The organism is Shimia sp. MMG029, from assembly GCF_027947445.1.
GTDB lineage: Bacteria > Pseudomonadota > Alphaproteobacteria > Rhodobacterales > Rhodobacteraceae > Shimia.
Window position 1 is genome coordinate 1347325 of sequence record NZ_JAQJIM010000001.1, and the last position, 19601, is coordinate 1366925.

Genomic DNA, 19601 nt, shown 5'->3' on the forward strand with positions numbered 1-19601 from the left:
TCTGCCCAACGTCCTGTCGCGAGTTTGACGGCATGATTTCAACTTCATGCCCTTTTTTGGCCTGAAAGCAATTTCATAGTGAGCTCCAGTACCAAACGGAGCCAAAATGAAATTCTTTTCCAAAGAACGGTCAAGCACGCGATCTGGCCCCAATGCCGCGCGCGCTGCCACATTTGCGGCTCCAGTGCTGCGCAGACTGGGCAAACCCTTTGCGACGTCGCGCCCAAATGCGCCGGACACGCGCACCGGCCAAGCACAGCAAACCTATCGTGATCTGCTGCCAAGGCTCCAAATTCCCATCAACGCTGCCACGCCTGATCAAATTGAAAGCGAACGCCTGCGCGCGCAGGGGCAGTTTCTGGCCCGTCAGGAGCGTTGGGACGAACTTGAAGATTACGTGCGCACCCATGATCAAAATCGCGCCGCCACTAATTCAGGCACGCCGCTGTCTGAACTGATGCTTTTTGGCGCACGATCAGACGTGGTGCGCGCGGCCGAACATGCACTTTTACACGGCAAACCTGCTGAGGACGCTGACTTCTTTCATGGCATCGAAGCCATGGAGTATTTGCTGGAGGACATCCCGGACAGCTATCCAATCGCCCTCGTCGTGGCGCTCATGCACATTGACGTCGGCTGGGCCTGGCGAGGTGCCATCGCCAGAGATGATGAGCGCGAAATCAATAGAGAAGCCTTTCAAGCGCATTTTGCGCGTGCCCAGAAGATCCTGGAACGGTATTGCCCGGTGAAACATCACTCGCCAGCTCTTTCTGCTGCGCGCTGTGCGCTTCTCCCCGGCGCAGCGGAGCCGACCAAAGCCCTATGCGCCGAATATGAATCCCTCATCGCGCTCGACCCTCTCAACCCACGCCACATGCGCACGCTGGGCAATTATCTGCTGCCGCGTTGGTATGGCAGCTTTGATCAGCTCGACCTGCAGGCGCGCAGGATCGCCGCGCAAACCTATGAACTCTGGGGCGCAGGTGCCTATGCTTGGGTCTGGTTTGACGCATTGCTGGTAGATCCAAATGGCCTGGCCGAGGTCGAAATAGACTACTTCCTGGATGGCATCGCCGACGCACTGGAAAGGCATGGCACCCAACACGCAGCAAACCTTATGGCGGCACATCTGCACCGCAGCTGGCAGTTTGCGCTCAGTCAATATGACACTGGAACGCTAGACCACACGGTTGCAACGGCCTTGCGAGATGGGTTTGACATGGTCGTGCATGATCATTTGCGCGAAATTCACCCCCTGATCTGGGGCCACGCGGAAATCGGATTTGAAAACACATCGCGTGTCATTTCAAAGGAGCGCCTGTCAGAAAAAGGCCGCGATGTGGCCCTGCAAGCCGTCGCCATGCCGTTCATGACCAGCCTAAAAGCCGGCCAAACCGTCAATTTCTCCCCAGAAGGCATCACTCAGATCAGCCCATAGGCCTGCTGCCTCTTGCTCCTTATCTCTCGCTGGCCTAGAACGCAGACCAGCCAGAGATTTAAGGAGCGTGAGCGATGCTCGACCTGACATATGAGACCCCCAAGCCCAAAGTGATCGCGGGTGCCAAACATGACTGGGAACTGGTCATTGGTATGGAGGTGCACGCGCAGGTTTCTTCCAATGCGAAACTGTTCTCCGGTGCCTCCACCACCTTTGGTGCAGAGCCCAACGCCAATGTGGCTTTCGTAGACAGCGCAATGCCAGGCATGCTGCCTGTCATCAATGAATACTGCGTGGAGCAAGCGGTGCGCACAGGTCTTGGCCTGAATGCCGAGATCCACCTGAAATCCGCCTTTGACCGCAAGAACTACTTTTACCCGGATCTGCCGCAGGGTTACCAAATTTCCCAGCTTTATGAACCCATTGTGGGCGAAGGCGAAATCCTCGTGGACATGGGCCCCGGCGTTGCACGTCTGGTGCGTGTGGAGCGCATCCACCTTGAACAGGACGCCGGCAAATCCGTGCATGACATGGATCCGAACATGTCCTTCGTGGACCTGAACCGCACCGGTGTCGCCCTGATGGAAATCGTCAGCCGCCCTGACATCCGCGGCCCTGAAGAAGCCGCCGCCTATGTCACCAAGCTGCGCCAGATCCTGCGCTATCTGGGCACCTGTGATGGCAACATGCAGAACGGCAACCTGCGTGCGGACGTGAACGTTTCCATCTGCCGTCCGGGCCAGTATGAGAAGTACATGGAAACACAGGACTTCTCGCATCTCGGCACCCGTTGCGAAATCAAGAACATGAACTCCATGCGCTTCATTCAGGCGGCGATTGAATATGAAGCGCGTCGCCAGATCGCGATTGTCGAGGCCGGTGGTTCTGTCGATCAGGAGACCCGTCTCTATGATCCGGACAAGAACGAAACCCGCTCCATGCGTTCCAAAGAAGAAGCGCATGATTATCGCTACTTCCCCGATCCCGATCTGCTGCCACTGGAGATCGAACAGGGCTGGGTGGACGATATCGCCAAGACCCTGCCAGAGCTGCCCGACCAGAAAAAAGCACGTTTTATCAAAGACTACGGCGTGACCGAATATGATGCGTCGGTGCTGACAGCCGAGGTTGATCTGGCCGATTACTTTGAAGCCTCCGTTGGCAAAGGTGACGGCAAGAAGACCGCAAACTGGGTGATCAATGAAGTGCTGGGCCGCGCCAATAAAGCCGAGGTTCGCCCACAAGAGCTGGTCGCGCCAGAAGCCAATGCCGCCATTCTGGCCATGGTCGCTTCTGATGAAATCAGCACAAAGATCGCCAAAGACGTGCTGGAAATCCACATCGAGACCAAAGACGATCCCGCTAAGATCGTTGAAGAAAAAGGCCTCAAGCAGGTGACCGACACTGGCGCAATCGAAGCGGCGCTGGATGAAATTATCGCGGCCAACCCGGCTCAGGTGGAGAAAGCCAAACAGAACCCGAAACTGGCGGGCTGGTTTGTGGGTCAGGTGATGAAAGCCACCGGTGGCAAGGCCAACCCGAAGGCCGTTAACCAATTGGTGGCACAGAAGCTGAACGGCTAAAACGCCACATCGGTATTGCGTCTGTATCGCAACGGTAACGCGTCGGTGTAAAAACCGGCGCGTTTTCGCGTTTCAAAGGTTAACAGAGGCCATGAGCCAGTTCATAACTGCTGATTTTCAGGCGTCACAGCCCCGCTCAATCCAGAGCAATTTCACCCATCCTTGAGCGCAGTGCCGCCACGGCTTCAAGCACGGACAGCGGCGTCATCGCGTCATAGGCGTGCACCGCGTAAATCGGGATAGGCTCTGTCGGATGCGACGGGCAAACTCTCACCAGCTGCCCATCATTCAAGTCTTTTGCAACTGCGACATCAGGCAGCAATGCCACGCCCAAGCCCTCTTTTGCCAAGGCTACTATCGCCTCCATGGTGTTGGCGCGCATGCCAGATTGGAAACGAAGTTTCAGGGGCGCATCTGCTGACCGCGCATGCCCCCGATAATGCAGGTTGGTGGGTTCGCGCATATGGGCCACATACGGCAGGGTTTGAACCCACTCAAAGAACACAGCGTCTGATTGGGGTGGCCCGGATTGCAGCAAACTCGGCGCGGCACATAAGACATCCTGCAATGCCCCAACACGCTGTGCCTTAAAACTGCTGTCCGGCAGATCGCCAACCGTCAACGCCAGATCAATGCCTTCTGCCACCAGATCCAACCGTGCATCATCCGCAATCACACGCGGCTCAAGCATTGGGAACCGACGCACCAGCGATGCCAAGGCAGGCGCAACCACCGGCGCAACAAGCGCATGCGGTGCGGTTATGGAGAATGACCCTCTCGGTGTGGCGCCATAGGCTTCCATCTCTGTGCGGGCGCTCTGCGACAGAGCCACGATCTCCTTACAGCGGTGATAGTAGCGCTCTCCTGCGGGGGTAAGAGTGATCTTACGCGTGGTTCTGACCGCCAGTTTGACATCAAGCTGCTGCTCCAGACGCTTCAAGTTTTGACTGACGGCCGATTTTGCCAGCCCAAGCGCCTCAGAGGCGGCGGTGATAGATCCGGTTTCGACAATCGCCAGAAAGGTCTTTGGCAGATGGGACAGCATGTTTATTGTTCTCTTTTTATGAACTAATACTTCACACTATTCCTGTTTTTCATACAAGCAAAACACCCTAGCTCAAGGTCAAGAACCTGACCAAAGGAGCACCATTATGAAACGTCTTTCCCTTCTCTCACTTGTCGCAACACTGGGCATGAGCCTGACAGCGCCCGCATTCGCCCAAGACGCTGAAGACGCCGCAGCAAAAGAATTTGCACTCTCCACTGCCGTTGCAACCGCAAGCCGCGCATGGCGCGATGCCTTTAATGCGGGCGATGCCGCCGCCGCGGCCGCTCTGTATGAGGCAGACGCAATCATGGTTGCCAAACCCTTTGGCACCTTTGAAGGCCGCGAGGCGATTGAAGCCTTCTGGCAGAACCTGATTGAGAATGGCTATGATGACATTGTGTACGCAAATACTATCACCAAAGTGATCGATACCTCTTTGAGCGCCGCACAGGTTTCCGCTGATTGGAAAATGAACAACGCACAGGGCATCATCACAAATGAGCTTTGGGTGCTTCAGCCTGACGGGACAGCGCTCTTGCGCGAAGACCACTTTGAGGTCGCACAGTAAATACACACCTCAGTCCGAACAGATCCACATGCATTGCAAAGAACAACGGCCCGCAGGAGAAACTGCGGGCCGTTTGAGTAAGCTGGGCGTGCGTTAGCGTTTCTTTTTCTTAAACTTAAACCCGCCGAACTCTTCTTCCAACAAGTCGCAGGCGTGTTGAATATCCGCTTCACAGGCCTGACTGAGATAGGCTTCGGCTTGCTTTTTGTCTTTCTCGACACCTTCGCCATTCAGGTATTGATACCCCGCAGCGTAACATCCTCTCATTCTTTCTTTCTCACATGCCAAGATGAACAATTCGAAAGCCTTCGTGTAGTCTTGCGCAACGTCTTCTGCATCGCGGTACACCCAGGCCAAGTTGTAACACGCAAGCCCGTCATCCTTTTCACAGGACTGCTCATAAAGTGCGCGCGCCTTCTGATGATCCTGCTCGACACCTCTCGCCTTGGAATACGCGTCGCCAAGGTTGGTGCAGGCATAAACGTGCCCTTTGTCACATGCGGTCTGATAATATGTGAACGCTCGAGGCAAATCCTCTTCAACACCACGTGCCATCCCGTAGGCCAAACCAGTGTTGTAACACCCAACCGTGTTGCCCAAATCACAAGCCATCTCAGAAAACTGGGCAGCTTTGGGCAAATCGATCTCTACCCCAATTCCCAAAGCGTATGCACTGCCAAGCTTGCCACAGCCCGTGCCAGAATTGCCCTCACAGCTGCGCTCAAAATACGTGATCGCCCGTTGGGTGTCTTCGGGCACCACGTCGCCGTTTTCATAAAGAATGCCCGCAAAGGCGCAGGCATCCGCATCATAGCCGTAGCGCCCCTCGCAGGCCTGTAAATACATGCTCATCCCAAGGCGGCCGTTTTTGATACCGGCTTCCCCGTGCTCATAAATCTGACCCAGCGCCCGGCAACTTGCCCACTGTTCGCTGTCACATCCATATGAATGCAGGAGCGCAGCAGTCTTGAAATCCTGCGCCATACCGCGCCCTTCAAGAGCCAAGAAGCCCAATTTGGAACAGCCCAGTGACAGACCCGCACCATAGCAGGCCGTTTCATAGTTGGTGATCGCAAGATCGTAGTCTTGTGCAACCCCACGCCCCTCCTCTTGCAAGATGCCGAGATAGGCGCAGCCTTCATGCTCTTTGCCCTCGCAGGCCAGCGTGTAGAACTGCGCAGCCTTTGCCAGATCTTGCGCGACACCAGCGCCGTCATCACTGGTCGCCAATTCATACATGCGTCCAACCGGGGTACAGGCCCAACTCTCCCCAGCTTCGCAGCCAACGGCATAGTAGTTTGCCGCCCGCAGCTGGTCCGCCTCAACACCACGGGCGCGCGCATACATGTACCCTGCATCCGCACAGCTGCGGTCAAATCCGGCCTCACAGGCCCGCACATACAACGCCGCCGCTTTGGCTTCGTCCCATTCAACGCCCTCGCCGCTGTAGTAAAGATGTCCCAGCTCATAACAGCTGACCAGCTCACCGGCCTCACAGCTTTCGTGCAACGCAGCGGGATCTGCCGCTTGATCAGCGTTTTGCGCCGCCAACGGCTGCGCCAATACGGCCACCACAACACCAGTCGCACCGAGGTACGGTCGCATTCGGAATAGGTCAAACATCAGGGATGTTCCTCTTAAGTCTTTTATCAATGTCTGCCCGCGCTTTGCTGCGCGCAAAACGGGCAAATCGTATGGTCAAATTCCCGCCGAAATTGGCGATCCTGTCTTGGTGACGTAGTCAGATGCACCACTGGCCACAGGGACGAACAATCCGTCCACTGCCGTACTAAGCGCACGCCCCTCCACATGTGGACGCGTGTATAAAGGCGCAAAAGCCACCGCAAGAGACACGAGATCGCTATGGTCGCACAGCTAAAAGTTGTTGCGCGCATGCACAGCTACGCACCAGCCGGCGTGCGCCAAGGTGCCGGAACATCAGGCAAGTTTTCCTTGATAAGCCATCCCGCGCGGATCATAAAATTTTGAAAAACAACAGGAGCTCTACCATGGCCTTCGTCGCCCCATTTATCTCATCGCCCATGGAAGTTGAGGCGCAATGGCTTGATTTCAATGGCCATCTCAACATGGCCTATTACAATTTGCTGTTTGATCGGGGTGTCGATCAAGTGTTTGACCAATTGGGGCTCGATGCGCCCTATCGGGCGGCCACGGGCAACACCACATTTTCAGCAGAATTCCATCTCTGCTATCTGAAAGAACTGCATTTGGGTGACAAGGTCACGGCACATTTTCAGCTGTTGGATCACGATGAAAAGAGCTTTCATTTCTATCAGGAGCTGTGGCACGAAGATGGCTGGCTTTCCGCAACAGGTGAAGGTCTGGGGCTGCATATCGACCAATCCGGCCCCCGGGTGGCCCCCATGCCAGAACACATCCTGACAGGTTTTGCGGAGATGGCGGACGCCCATAGCGCCCTGCCGCGGCCGTCACGTGTGGGGCGCCAGATGGGCATTCGCCGCAAGCCCGCGCAGGCAGTCGCAGGCTGAAATCTCAAGACACCGGACGATGCAGCCAAGCCACGTTTTGTCGCAAAGACCGCCCCTCTTTGGGATGCATGCTGGACCCTGCGCGTCAATCCGTGAATAGCTGAGCCGCAATGGTAGACGTGATCGACATTCTGCAAGAGCGCAAGGAACTGCCTCTCTTTCTGGAACGCGACGGCCTTATCGGCATCGAGTTGGGGGTGGCCGGTGGCTGGTATTCCAGACGCCTGATGGAAACCGGTCTGTTCAAAGAGCTGTATGGCGTTGATCTCTATGGCGATCATCACGATACGGCGGAGTACATCAAGGCGCTCAAAAACGTGGGGATGGGCAAACCCTACTGGCTCCTGCGCATGAGCTTTGAGCAGGCTCTGGACGCCTTTCCTGATGAGTTTTTTGATTTTGTCTACATAGATGGGTACGCCCATACGGGCGAAGAGCGGGGCAAAACCATGTTTGACTGGTTTGCCAAGGTGAAGGTTGGTGGCATGATCGCGGGCCATGACTACCACAAGAAATGGCCTCTGGTGGAGATCTGCGTCGACGCCCTTGCCGATGAATTGGGCCAACCCATTATGCGCACGGCCAATTCCAAACAACGCGATCCGCAAGACAGCTTTCCAAGCTGGGCCATGCGGAAAGAAACCTCCGCGCTGCCAACCTACCCAGAACGGCTGCGCCTGCTGCCAAAAAAAATGCGCGGATAAAGCCGCACGCAACGACACAACCGATATCTATTTTGGACTTTAAACGATGACATTTGAATACAAAGTGGTGCCTGCCCCAACACGTGGCCAGAAAGGCAAAGGGATCAAAGGCCCAGAGGCACGTTTTGCCAACACGCTGGAATTGCACATGAATACGCTTGCGGCGGACGGCTGGGAATTTTTGCGCGCAGAGACGCTGCCAAGCGAAGAGCGCAGTGGCCTGACCAGCACCACGACAACCTATCGCACTGTGCTGGTGTATCGCCGCTCAAAATCCGTGGACGAAAACGCAGACGGCAACGCGCCAGCGCCCGCCGCGCTCCCGGCACCAAGTGACGAAGCGCAGCCAGCTGAAGCTGAGGCAACAACGCAGGCCAATGAAGTGCCTGAAACTGTCCCTGAAACCAAAGATCTGGATCAGGAGGATGATTCAGAAAGCACTGAAAATGCCGAACCGCGTGACCAAGACGATGTCGTGCGCGCAGGCGTGGACTCGCTTAAGCAAGACTGATCAGAACGCGCCCGCCGCTGCTGGGGGCGACCTAGGCCGCGTCGATATCCAACGCCAAAGCGTGAATACGTCCGATCAAATCCGCGCCAAGTGCTGCGTGAATCGCGCGGTGGCGCGCAAGGCGTGACTGCCCCGCAAAGGCCGCCGCTCTGATCCGCACGTTGAAATGACTTTCCCCGCCACCTGGCGCACCAGCGTGACCGGCATGGCTTGCACTGTCATCAACGACCTCCAGCTCAGCAGGTGCAAAAGCGGCAGCCAACTTATTGTGAATTTCTTGTGCAACGCTCATTTTTCTACACTCAGCCTCTTCAATCTGCGTCAGGTTAGGGTAAACTCTCTGCTCCGAGTCGAAAAGGTGAGTTCATGACCAAATCAGATCCCTTTGGTTTCGATATGTCCGTGAAGTCGGCGAAGAAGAAAAACCCGCGCGGACGGCGCAGCATGACAGGCGCATCCGAAACCTCCACACGTGTGTGTGAGCATCCCGGCTGTGAAGAGGCCGGTGTTTACCGTGCCCCACGCGCGCCCGATGTGTTGGACGAGTTCAAGTGGTTCTGCAAAGACCACGTGCGGGAATATAACCTGAAATGGAACTTCTTTGACGGCAAGACCGAAGCCGAAATGAACGCGCAGAACTCCAAGGACAAAGTCTGGGAGCGCGAGACCAAAAAATTTGTGGATCCAGAAACGCGTGCCTGGGCGCGTCTGGGCATCGAAGACCCACATCAGGTGCTGGGCGGCAACGCCACGCAAAACCCCGGCAAAGGCGGCGGTGGCAGCAAACGCCTGCCCCCAACAGAACGTCGTGCCATCGAAATTCTCGAGGCCAAGGATCACTGGACCAAAGCCGAAGTGCGCAAAGCCTACAAAAAGCTCATCAAAGTCTTGCACCCCGATATGAACGGCGGCGACCGGAGCCAGGAAGAGCAGCTGCAGGAAGTTGTCTGGGCCTGGGATCAGATCAAAGACAGCCGCAATTTCAAATAATTGCAGATAAAACTTAATCTAAGGCGCGACCAGTTGGGCGCGCCTTTTTTGTTGCCCATTATGTTGCCTATTGGGCCGTTTCTTCTGAATAGCGGTTCCCACCCTTGGGTTTGCACTCTAGCGTCTTCATAAGCGGACTCGTCATGACAGCTGGGGGCATAAATGCAAAAACTGATCGACCATCTGACGGCACATCCCAAACAGCTATATTTGGCGGCGCTCACCGCGATCGCCCTTTTGCCCGTCGCACTTTGGCTGGATCTTAACAGCCTGTCCCACCACAATCTGCATCGCCAGGCCAATGGCCTGAACAAGCTCATGTATGAAATTCGCGATCACTACGAGATCAGCGTAGGCAGCGCCGCCGCCAGCGCAACGGGCGCCGAACAAGCCACGCTGATGTACCGCGAAACCAACATCAAAGATCCCGCACCCCTTTCGGCCGATGCTGCGACAATCGCGTTGTCTGAGAGGTTTTCCGAGATTCTGCCCGGCACCACCTTTCGATTTGTGTTTGAAGATCCGCAAGCTGGTGTCCCCACAACCGAACTGAGTGACTTTGAACGCCACGCGCTGGAGCGGCTGCGCGATCCTGACAACCAGCGACCGCATATTGTGCAGGAGGCAGGTGGGCTTTTGAGGCACCGCCTCACCGTAGCCGCCCCGCTCAAGGAGGGGGACCACATTCGCGGATTGCAAATCGTACATGTGCGCCAGCCGCTCTCCCTCAACCTGAGTTCGTTCAAGTTTCTTTTGGGATACATGCTGATCGCCGGCACACTGGTGGTGATCTTTGCCCGCCATCAATTGCAGCTTGCTGGAAAATTTCGCGACGCCAACGCGGAACTGAGCGAAAACAACGCCTTTCTTGCAGATGTCTCGCTTAAGATTTCCAAGTATCTCGAACCACAGGTCTATCGTTCGATCTTTGAGGGGGAGCGCGATGCCTCCATCAGCACTGAACGCAAGAAACTGACCGTATTTTTCAGCGACATCAAAGACTTCACGGCCACAACCGAGCGGATGCAACCCGAAGAACTGACCGCCCTGCTCAACGAATATTTCACAGAGATGGGGCTGATCGCCGAAAAATATGGCGCCACCATCGACAAGTTTATCGGCGATGCCATCGTCGCTTTTGTTGGGGATCCCACCAGTCAGGGCGTGGCAGAAGATGCCCGCGCTTGCGTAAAAATGGCCTTGGACATGCAGGCACGACTGGATGAGCTGGAGCAAATATGGCGCGCGCGCGGGATTGAGCACCCGTTTCGCGCCCGGATGGGGCTGAACACGGGGTATTGCAATGTCGGCAATTTTGGCTCTGAAACACGAATGGACTACACGATCATTGGCGCTGAGGCGAATTTGGCGGCGCGCCTTGAAGGGATTGCCGAGCCCGGCGGGATTGTGATGAGCTATGAAACCTACGCCCATGCCAAAGATCTTGTGGCTGCGGAGCCGCTCGCGCCCCAACATTTCAAAGGCATTTCCCGAGAAATCACCCCCTATCGTGTCCTGCGTCACGGCACCAATCGTCGCTCGGCCACGGCGACCGATCAGGGCGAAAACTTGGTCGTGCATATGCAAGGACTGGACAAGGAAACACGCGATAAAATCGCCACGGCGGTGCGCGGCGTTTTAGACGCGATGTGACCGGGGTGTCTCATTAATCTGGCCTGCGCTGCAGATAGGCTTCAATCAACATGGCCGACTGAAACCACGGTACCTGTGCCCCTTGCGTCTGTTGTACCACATCCAACCGGACCTTGCGCATAAGCTCCGCCAAAGGAGGGGACTGCGGCCCCACATGGCGCAGAAACGCACGCGCAAACGGGCTTTGCCCCTGGCGCCCGTCATAGGCCTCCGTCCCCGGCGCAGAGGCATATGCCAATGCCAATCCCGCCTGCCAGGACAGAGGCGGCAGTGCCTCTAAAGTCTCAGGCGCTGCAAACACGCTGCGACAGGCATCAAAAAAAATGATCTTTTGTCGTGGGCGTTCCGAAACCGCGCGCGCAAAAAGCATCACGGGCAGCGCCGCGCCGACACGGACTTGACCAGCTGCTCCTCCAGCATCAACGGGGACATAGTAGGCCCGCCCATCTTGCATAAAACCATGCCCAGCAAGGTAGAAAACCACCTGCTGCGCGTCGTGTGCCATCAGGCGCAAAATCGCCAATGCACGCAAAATATCCTGCCGCTGCGGGTTTTGCAGATAGACCACCCGGTAGCCCAACTCTCGCAAGCGCGTTGCAATCGCCTGCGTATCAGACAGAACATTGGGCAAGGCATCTACCCCCGCATAAGCGCCGCTGCCCACAACCAACGCAACATGGCTTACTGGTGCTTTTTCCGCATAAGCCGGCAAAGAAAACACACATGCCAACGACAGTATCAGCGTCAATAACAGGTGCCTCACCGGCAGGTTGCCCCGTCCATCTTTCGCGCCAGGATTTCCACCCGTCGGTTCAGAGGATGTGCCCCTGGGATACCTGCAAGCAATGCCCGTTCCCCTCTGGCTTCGGTCAGCAATCTGCTGCGCGGCACCTTTGACACCGAGGCCAGATTATCCGCCACAACCCGCGCCCGCGCCGCCGAAAGCGTTTGATTATAGGCAGCCCCCCCCACACTGTCAGCATGCCCCACCAGCTTGATGCAGCTCCCTGCAAGTTGCTCTGAGGTCAGCACCCGCCCCAAACGCGCGAGATGGGCCGTGTACTCCGCAGTGAGCTGATCGGAATTGAAGGGAAAGCGGATGAAATACCCTTGGTCTCCATCAGCGCTCTCGAGGCTCGCGGCCCCTGTGTCATATCCCTGAGGCGAGAGCTTTCGCGTGCGCCCCAAAGCCTCAAGCGGAGGGGGGGCACAGCCATGCGCAACCTGCCCCGTCAGAGCGAAAAAAATTGCACATCGATCTGCGGAAACAGCCAGCTCTCTGGGCGCAGACACCGCAGCAAATGGAAGAAAAAACAGGGGCAGACACAGCCCAACTACGCGCAAGCGGAACATACGATCGCCTCAAACCTCGGCACACTGGAAACAGCTATATTGTGCGCGAAAGACGTAAACAGCGCGTTTCCGTCTCAAGTATAATTTTGCGAAAATTCGAAAGAAAAGGTCGTCGTTATTTGCGCTCTGTAAACCCGTCTCCCTGACAATCGAAGGGTGTTTTGTTCTGTTTGGTGATGTTGTGCCTCTAGATCGCCCCGATTCTCGGCTGTTTTTGTTCCTTATTTGCCTCATGGTGCTGACGGGCTGCGCGTCCAATCGCGCAAGTTTTACGCCAGCGATCGCCCAGCCAAACGCGCGGCCAGCACGCAATTTCACCTCTTTTTCGCAATCGCTGCGGTGCATGGATGGGCTATTGGCTCAACTGCCCGCCCGCCGTTACTTGGTGTCCTCCTCCGACATTCCAGATGAGACACGCGGGATCTATGTTGGCGCAGATGACATGCTGATCAACGCGCTCAATCAGATGAACCGCACCAGTCGACGCTATGTGTTTCTGGATCAGGCGCGGATCTCTGGATTTGGCCAGCTGGAGCTGGTGACAACCCGTAAGAAAGGCGAGGTGAAGCCAAATCTCTATATTCGCGGGTCAATTTCGCAGCATGATTCAGACACTGTCGACAACAGTATCAGTGCCGGACATGACTCAAAAACCGGCAAAGGCATCGTGAACTCGCTGTATCGCAGCAGTCGCACCCTTTCGATTGTTTCCGTCGATCTGCATCTTGTGCAGTACCCCAGCCGACAAATCCTGGCAGGTGGGTCGGTTTCCAATTCCATGGTCGTCACCAAGCGCGGTCTCAATGGGGTTGTCGGGGGCGTTATCGGCGATGCGGATGTGGCTGTGCCAATCGCAATTGAACGTGTCGAAAGTCAGGGACAGGCCGTGCGCAATCTGATCGAGCTTGGCCTGATCGAGTTGTTGGGCAAACATGCGGGTGTCCCGTATTGGCAATGCCTCGGCGCTCAAGGCACCGATGCCCGCGCTGCCGAAAAGCGCGAACGCAAATTCGTACTGTCCGGACCGGATATCAAGCGCATGCAACAGCAGCTCATCGCATTGGGATATATGTCAGGACCCATCGACGGCAAATTGACCCCGACAACACGACAGGCTGTTACAAGATTTCAGGTGGCGCAAAATCTCATTGCCAATGGCGAGCCGGATTTTGATGTGATCGAACGTCTGAACCGTCTCACATCGGCGCCAGTGCCAACGGCGCGCCCCGCTGCCGCTTCTGCGCCCTCAAAGGCCACCCCGCGCGCGCCCCAGGCAAAGCGAAGCGCGACCGCCCCTTCCCCCAAATCGAAATCGGGAGCAACCGCACCCTCTGCGGCAACCTCGCCACAATGTGTCGGCGGGCAAAACTGCGACGGACTTTACAAAAATCTCTATGACTTCATCAAAGACGACGTGGAATTTTAGGCCCCTCAGGAAACGCATCCCGTTTCGCGGCATGCGCGTATTTCATGCACGACTGCGGCGCGCGGCAGGGCATGATCAACAACACCGCGTCTTTTTTGTGGTTTCGCTTGTGATCCTTTTCAATTTGATGCACCAAAGGCCGGTAGATTTCAGCCGCCCTTATTTTGCGGCACATTGAAGGACGACAAACATGGCCGACGGCATCATGGACAGCAACACAAAGCCCACAGAAGACATTGATCTGCGCGAAGTCTTTGGCATCGACAGCGACATGAAAATCAAGGGTTTTGAAGAGCGTACAGACCGTGTGCCTGAAGTGGACCCAACCTATAAGTTTGACCCAGAGACCACGCTGGCGATCCTTGCGGGCTTTGGCCACAATCGTCGCGTGATGATTCAGGGCTATCACGGCACCGGTAAATCGACCCACATCGAACAGGTTGCTGCGCGCCTGAACTGGCCCTGTGTGCGTGTGAACCTCGACAGCCACATCAGCCGTATCGACTTGATCGGAAAAGACGCGATCAAACTGCGTGACGGCAAGCAGGTCACCGAATTCCACGAAGGCATCCTGCCTTGGGCGCTGCGCAACCCAACCGCCATCGTCTTTGACGAATATGACGCGGGCCGCGCGGATGTGATGTTTGTGATCCAGCGCGTGTTGGAAGCCGACGGCAAACTGACTCTGCTCGACCAAAACGAAGTGATCAAACCGAACCCCTACTTCCGTCTGTTTGCTACAGCAAACACGGTGGGTCTGGGCGACACCACCGGGCTTTACCACGGCACGCAACAGATCAACCAAGCCCAGATGGACCGCTGGTCGCTGGTCAGCACGCTCAACTATCTGAGCCATGATGCCGAAGCTGCGATCGTTCTGTCCAAAGCGCCGCATTACAACACCGCTGAAGGCCGCAAGATTGTGAATCAGATGGTGACTGTGGCGGATCTGACCCGTACCGCCTTCATGAACGGCGATCTCTCCACCGTGATGAGCCCACGCACCGTGATCAACTGGGCCGCCAACGCGGAAATTTTCCGCAATGTGGGCTATGCCTTCCGCCTGAGTTTCCTGAACAAATGTGACGAGCTGGAGCGCCAGACCGTGGCGGAATTCTACCAGCGCTGCTTTGACGAAGAACTGCCTGAAAGCGCAGCCAGCGTCAGCCTCGGGTAAACAAGGCGACATTGCACACAAAGGCCGCTCCATTGGGGCGGCTTTTTTGTTGGGTGTGCTTGCCTTTCTGCCAGCGCCACAAAGGCACCACGAAAAGCCACCGCTCTAAATTTTCTGCCATTTTAGATGAGAACGTTTAACAAACACCTCCACAAAATATGATATCTTTTTAATATCTTTTGTATATACAGTATTGACTGTACTGCGTCCTGCCATACTGTAGAGGCATGACATATTCAGCTCGCACGACCCTCCGCAGTTTGCTCTGTGGCGCCGCCCTGCTGACAATGGGCACCGCCGCATCTTCTCTGCCGATTTGGCCGCACCAACAGGCACAGGCCTTTGCCACCTGCTCTGGTCGCATCTCTGCCCTCACCACCCATCAGCGCGCAGTTCGAAATCCCGACGCAGAAGGCAATGCGGCCCTCGTGGAGACCTTTGATTTGATGCTGGAAGCGGTGCTGCCCGACGCCCTGCCAAATGAAGAGGACGCCAAAGTCTCGGTGCAATGGCGGGCCCAGGGATGGAGCGAAGTGGCCGGCCTGTTGGCGCATTCTTTTTATAGCTTTGATCACGGCGTGGCAGAACGCGCCCAAGCTGCGCTGCTTGCACGCATAGAAGATTGCCGCAACATGGTGCTCTAGGCCAAATGACGCGACAAAGGCACGCGGTATCTGACGCTCAGGAAATCGCACTTGGGCGGCGCGCAGCCCCTTGCACATTGCGTCTCTCCCGTGATTAATCACAGCCATGACCAAGAAGTCCGACAACCCCGCCGATCCGTTCAAAAAAGCCTTGGCCGAGGCCACCAAAGTCATGGCCGATGATCCGGAACTGTCGGTGACCTATACGGTCGATCCATCTGGTATTTCCGGCGAGAACGTGCGCCTGCCGCAAGTGAGCCGCCGGATGAGCCGCGACGAGGTCCTGCTGGCCCGTGGCACCGCCGATGCGCTGGCGCTTCAGCACAAATACCACGACACCGCGACCCATCAACGCTACGCCCCCGGTCAGGGCATTGCCCGCGATCTCTATGAGGCGATGGAAACCGCACGATGTGAGGCGATGGGCGCGCGCGAAATGCCCGGCACCGCCTCCAACATCGACGTGAAGATCAGCCATGAAGCCGCCGGTCGTGGTTACGGCGAGATGACATCATCTGACCAAGCCCCCTTGCCTGTGGCCGCTGGCTATCTGATCCGCCACCTGGCAACCGGTCGGGATCTGCCCGCCGCGGCTGCCAATGTCATGAACCTGTGGCGCGGCCATATCGAACAAAGCGCAGGCGAACACCTGGACGATCTGCAGGCGATGCTGTCTGATCAACAGGCGTTTGCCAAATTCGCGCGCCAGATCATCGACGATCTCGGGTATGGCGATCAACTTGGAGACGACCCTGACGATCTCGATGATGAACAGGACGAAGCAGAGCCTGAATCCGAGGAAGAGGATGATCCGGATAGCACCGGACAGGACGAACAGGATCAAGAAGACGCCGAAGCAAACCCTGAGCAGTCTCAGGAAGAGCAGCAGGATATGTCTGAGGCTCAGGTCACAATGGATGACATGGCCGAGGACGAAATGTCTGACGAGGCGGAGCTGCCCGATGGCGAAGCCCCCCTCGATCCGCCCCCGCCCCCTCCCATTTCCGAGGCTGACCCGGATTATGTGGTGTTTGACACCACAAACGACGAAGAGATCGCCGCAGAAGATCTGGCAGAGCCGGTGGAGCTGGAGCGCCTGCGCGCGTATCTCGATCAGCAGCTCGAACCGCTGAAAGGTGCCGTCAGCCGTCTGGCCAACCGCCTGCAGCGTCGCCTTCAGGCACAGCAGAACCGCAGCTGGGAATTCGATCTGGAAGAAGGCACATTGGATGCTGGCCGACTGGCCCGCGTTGTTGCCAACCCCACTACGCCGCTGAGCTTCAAAATGGAACGTGACACGGAATTCCGCGACACGGTGGTGACCCTGCTTCTGGACAACTCCGGCTCCATGCGTGGCCGTCCGATATCAATTGCCGCAATCTGTGCCGACGTGCTGGCCCGCACGCTTGAGCGCTGCAACGTAAAGGTCGAAATCCTCGGCTTCACGACGCGCGCCTGGAAAGGCGGTCAAGCGCGGGAGAAATGGCTCAACGATGGCCGCCCGCAACAGCCCGGCCGCCTCAATGATCTGCGCCACATCATTTATAAGCAGGCCGATGCCCCTTGGCGTCGCGTGCGCCCGAACCTTGGGCTGATGATGAAAGAGGGTCTGCTGAAGGAAAACATCGACGGTGAGGCGCTTGAGTGGGCACACCGCCGCATGATGATGCGCCCAGAGCAGCGCAAGATCTTGATGGTGATTTCAGATGGCGCGCCAGTGGATGACAGCACGCTTTCGGTCAACCCTGCCAACTATCTGGAAAAACACCTGCGCGACGTGATCGCCATGGTCGAGAAACGCAAGATGGTTGAGCTTCTCGCGATTGGCATCGGTCACGATGTAACCCGCTATTATGACCGCGCAGTGACGATCACCGATGTGGAACAGCTTGCCGGAGCTATGACCGAACAGCTGGCCGCCCTGTTTGACAGCGATCCACGCGCCCGCGCCCGCGTCATGGGGCTGCGCAAAGCCGGGTGATCTGTTGGGGCACCCGTCCTAACCTACCCTTGCCTGGTTGCCTTCCCCTGCTTTGCAGGTCTACGCTGTGGCTGAGCAGTAAGGGAAGGTCTTCTGATGAAGGTGATCCGAGGCATCATAGCCGCAATCGTTTTGTTGGCTATCTCAGGCGTTGTGCTGATCGTCGCACTGCCGGGTGAGAAAATCGCCAAACTGGCCGCTGATCAAGTGAAGGCACAGACCGGCCGGGATCTGGTGTTTGAAGGCAGCGTTGGCTTCAGCTGGTATCCTGTTCTGGGCATCCGCACCGAGGCGGTGCGTTTTGGCAACGCATCTTGGTCCAGCAAAGGACCGATGTTTCAGGCCGAAAGCGCGGTCATCGGCGTGGATGCAATGGCCGCACTTGGCGGTGACATCCGCATCAAAACCCTCGAATTGGTCAGCCCGGATGTGCTCCTTGAAGTCAACGCCGATGGCCAGGCAAATTGGGATCTGACTGCGGACAAGGCCCCAGATCCCGCGACCACGTCTGCGCCGGATGTCTCAGCCAGCGCGGCGACCCCCATCACCTTGGAAAGCCTCTCTCTCAGCAACGCGCGCCTCCGGTATATTGAGGCGGGCACACAACTACAGGAAATCGCCAACCTGTCTCTCACGCTCGACTGGCCAGAGCGGACCGGGCCCGCCTCCCTTGCCGCCGAGGCCGCCCCTTTTGGCAAGGCCCTCGCGACACAGGCGACCATCGCGGCCCCGCTTACGCTTTTGCAGGGAGGCACCACTCAGGTTTATGCAAAACTCACCGCAGCGCAGGGACAAGCCTCATTTACCGGACAGTTTGGCATCGCGCCCGAAGCGCAGGGGCGGCTCGAGGTAAACGCGCCAGATGCGCACGCCTTTTTAGCCACGCTTGGCGCCACAGGCCCCGAGGGACCACTGGCGGCATCTGGGGATGTGACCCTAACCGGCAACCAGCAAATGTCGCTGCGCGGTGGCACGTTGCAAGTTTTCGGCAACACCTTCAGCGTTCAGGCAGATGTCAATCTGTCCGGCACACGCCCCAATGTCATCGCACAAATTGCGACAGAGCATCTGCGACTGCAGGACAGCCAAACCGCATCAGACAACGCAATCCCAAAACACGAAGCTGACATCGGCGGCTGGTCCAAAGAGCCGATTGATGCACAGGCGCTTGGCCTGATCGATGGCACCATCACATTCGCAGCCGAAGCCATGGATCTGGGCTATATCCCGGTCGGAAAAACCCGAGCATCTCTAACAATCGACACGGCTCGCGCGGTGGCAACAATCGAAGAAATGGCCATTTTTGACGGCGCGGTACAAGGCACGCTGGTGGCAAACAACCGAAACGGATTTTCTGTACGGGGCGATCTCACAGCCGCCGCAATCGGGCTCGAACCCTTCCTCGCGACAGCCGCCGATATCGACCGTTTCACCGGGACTGCGGATGCCCGCGCCACCTTCCTCAGCTCTGGGGACAGCGTTGATACGCTGATGAACGGTCTCAGCGGAGAGGGCAATCTCTCTGTTGGGCGCGGCACCATCGAAGGCATTGATCTGGATCGGCTTTTGCGTGGTGATGTAACCGGTGGCACCACAGTGTTTGATAACATGGCCGCCAGTTGGACAATTAAAGAAGGCGTGTTGCAAAACGATGATCTTGTGATGGGCCTGCCCCGCCTGGCGGCCACCGGCAAAGGCACGGTTGGTCTTGGTCTACAAACCATCGACTATATTTTCACCCCCCAGCTGCGTGGCACCGATGGCCCGGCCCTCATGGTGCCCGTCAAAATCCGCGGCAGCTGGCACAATCCAAGCATTGTGCCCGATCTGGAAGCGGCAATCGAAAGCGGATTTGAGGCTGATCTGGACGCGATCGAAGACAGCCTAAAGGATGCGGTGCAAAATGAGCTGGGGGTCACCCCGCAGGAGGGGCAATCCACCGAGGATGCGCTCAAAAAGAAGTTGGAGGATGAGGCCAAGAAAGGGCTGCTGAACCTTCTGGGCGGAAACTGACC

General features: G+C 57.0%; 18 protein-coding genes. 13 read left to right on the top strand and 5 right to left on the bottom strand.

What is annotated here, in order from left to right:
• Positions 1 to 106 precede the first annotated feature (106 nt).
• Positions 107 to 1438: a hypothetical protein gene (locus PJL69_RS06445; RefSeq protein WP_271308903.1), complete on the top strand. Its 1332-nt coding sequence runs from the start codon at positions 107 to 109 to the stop codon at positions 1436 to 1438.
• 74 nt (positions 1439 to 1512) lie between these two features.
• Entirely contained in the window at positions 1513 to 3021 is a 1509-nt protein-coding gene (gatB, locus tag PJL69_RS06450) for an Asp-tRNA(Asn)/Glu-tRNA(Gln) amidotransferase subunit GatB (RefSeq protein WP_271308904.1), read from the top strand.
• Between the two features lie 136 nt (positions 3022 to 3157).
• Here gatB and PJL69_RS06455 read toward each other — a convergent pair whose 3' ends face one another.
• Complete coding sequence (locus tag PJL69_RS06455; RefSeq protein ID WP_271308905.1) at positions 3158 to 4066, bottom strand: LysR family transcriptional regulator; 909 nt, start codon at positions 4064 to 4066, stop codon at positions 3158 to 3160.
• Positions 4067 to 4172: 106 nt separating this feature from the next.
• On the opposite strand from PJL69_RS06455, the gene PJL69_RS06460 reads away from it, so the two are divergent.
• A complete protein-coding gene (locus PJL69_RS06460) occupies positions 4173 to 4637 on the top strand; it encodes a nuclear transport factor 2 family protein (RefSeq protein ID WP_271308906.1) in 465 nt (154 codons plus the stop codon).
• A 93-nt stretch (positions 4638 to 4730) separates the two neighbouring features.
• Here PJL69_RS06460 and PJL69_RS06465 read toward each other — a convergent pair whose 3' ends face one another.
• Positions 4731 to 6260, bottom strand: a complete 1530-nt coding sequence (locus tag PJL69_RS06465; protein ID WP_271308907.1) for a tetratricopeptide repeat protein — start codon at positions 6258 to 6260, stop codon at positions 4731 to 4733.
• Between the two features lie 386 nt (positions 6261 to 6646).
• On the opposite strand from PJL69_RS06465, the gene PJL69_RS06470 reads away from it, so the two are divergent.
• The 3 genes from PJL69_RS06470 to PJL69_RS06480 all read left to right on the top strand — a co-directional run bounded on the left by PJL69_RS06470 (position 6647) and on the right by PJL69_RS06480 (position 8362).
• Positions 6647 to 7147 (top strand): thioesterase family protein, encoded by a 501-nt coding sequence (locus tag PJL69_RS06470; protein WP_271308908.1) that lies wholly within the window; start codon positions 6647 to 6649, stop codon positions 7145 to 7147.
• Between the two features lie 110 nt (positions 7148 to 7257).
• On the top strand, positions 7258 to 7851 hold the full coding sequence (locus PJL69_RS06475) for a class I SAM-dependent methyltransferase (RefSeq protein ID WP_271308909.1): 594 nt from the start codon (positions 7258 to 7260) through the stop codon (positions 7849 to 7851).
• A 46-nt stretch (positions 7852 to 7897) separates the two neighbouring features.
• Positions 7898 to 8362, top strand: coding sequence for a DUF4177 domain-containing protein (locus PJL69_RS06480; RefSeq protein ID WP_271308910.1), 465 nt, complete (start codon positions 7898 to 7900; stop codon positions 8360 to 8362).
• 31 nt (positions 8363 to 8393) lie between these two features.
• Here the strand turns inward: PJL69_RS06480 and PJL69_RS06485 are convergent, their stop codons facing one another.
• On the bottom strand, positions 8394 to 8654 hold the full coding sequence (locus PJL69_RS06485) for a BolA family protein (protein WP_271308911.1): 261 nt from the start codon (positions 8652 to 8654) through the stop codon (positions 8394 to 8396).
• A gap of 74 nt (positions 8655 to 8728) precedes the next feature.
• On the opposite strand from PJL69_RS06485, the gene PJL69_RS06490 reads away from it, so the two are divergent.
• Positions 8729 to 9352 carry a J domain-containing protein gene (locus PJL69_RS06490; RefSeq protein ID WP_271308912.1) on the top strand — a complete coding sequence of 208 codons (624 nt, stop codon included), beginning with the start codon at positions 8729 to 8731 and terminating at the stop codon, positions 9350 to 9352.
• Positions 9353 to 9514: 162 nt separating this feature from the next.
• On the top strand, positions 9515 to 11005 hold the full coding sequence (locus PJL69_RS06495; RefSeq protein WP_271308913.1) for an adenylate/guanylate cyclase domain-containing protein: 1491 nt from the start codon (positions 9515 to 9517) through the stop codon (positions 11003 to 11005).
• Positions 11006 to 11018: 13 nt separating this feature from the next.
• Here PJL69_RS06495 and PJL69_RS06500 read toward each other — a convergent pair whose 3' ends face one another.
• Together PJL69_RS06500 and PJL69_RS06505 are read right to left on the bottom strand one after the other, a co-directional pair.
• The gene (locus PJL69_RS06500; RefSeq protein WP_271308914.1) at positions 11019 to 11753 is read right to left on the bottom strand and encodes a caspase family protein; all 735 of its coding nucleotides are present in this window, start codon (positions 11751 to 11753) and stop codon (positions 11019 to 11021) included.
• A gap of 11 nt (positions 11754 to 11764) precedes the next feature.
• Positions 11765 to 12358, bottom strand: coding sequence for an OmpA family protein (locus tag PJL69_RS06505; RefSeq protein WP_271308915.1), 594 nt, complete (start codon positions 12356 to 12358; stop codon positions 11765 to 11767).
• Positions 12359 to 12713: 355 nt separating this feature from the next.
• Between PJL69_RS06505 and PJL69_RS06510 the strand changes: the two genes are divergently transcribed.
• The 5 genes from PJL69_RS06510 (at position 12714) to PJL69_RS06530 (ending at position 19599) form a co-directional block, all read left to right on the top strand.
• On the top strand, positions 12714 to 13784 hold the full coding sequence (locus PJL69_RS06510; protein WP_271308916.1) for a peptidoglycan-binding domain-containing protein: 1071 nt from the start codon (positions 12714 to 12716) through the stop codon (positions 13782 to 13784).
• A 190-nt stretch (positions 13785 to 13974) separates the two neighbouring features.
• Positions 13975 to 14961, top strand: coding sequence for a cobaltochelatase subunit CobS (gene cobS / locus PJL69_RS06515; RefSeq protein ID WP_209096661.1), 987 nt, complete (start codon positions 13975 to 13977; stop codon positions 14959 to 14961).
• 227 nt (positions 14962 to 15188) lie between these two features.
• The gene (locus tag PJL69_RS06520; protein WP_271308917.1) at positions 15189 to 15605 is read left to right on the top strand and encodes a hypothetical protein; all 417 of its coding nucleotides are present in this window, start codon (positions 15189 to 15191) and stop codon (positions 15603 to 15605) included.
• A 106-nt stretch (positions 15606 to 15711) separates the two neighbouring features.
• Positions 15712 to 17586 (top strand): cobaltochelatase subunit CobT, encoded by a 1875-nt coding sequence (gene cobT / locus PJL69_RS06525; RefSeq protein WP_271308918.1) that lies wholly within the window; start codon positions 15712 to 15714, stop codon positions 17584 to 17586.
• A gap of 96 nt (positions 17587 to 17682) precedes the next feature.
• A complete protein-coding gene (locus PJL69_RS06530; protein ID WP_271308919.1) occupies positions 17683 to 19599 on the top strand; it encodes an AsmA family protein in 1917 nt (638 codons plus the stop codon).
• The last annotated feature ends 2 nt before the right edge of the window (positions 19600 to 19601 follow it).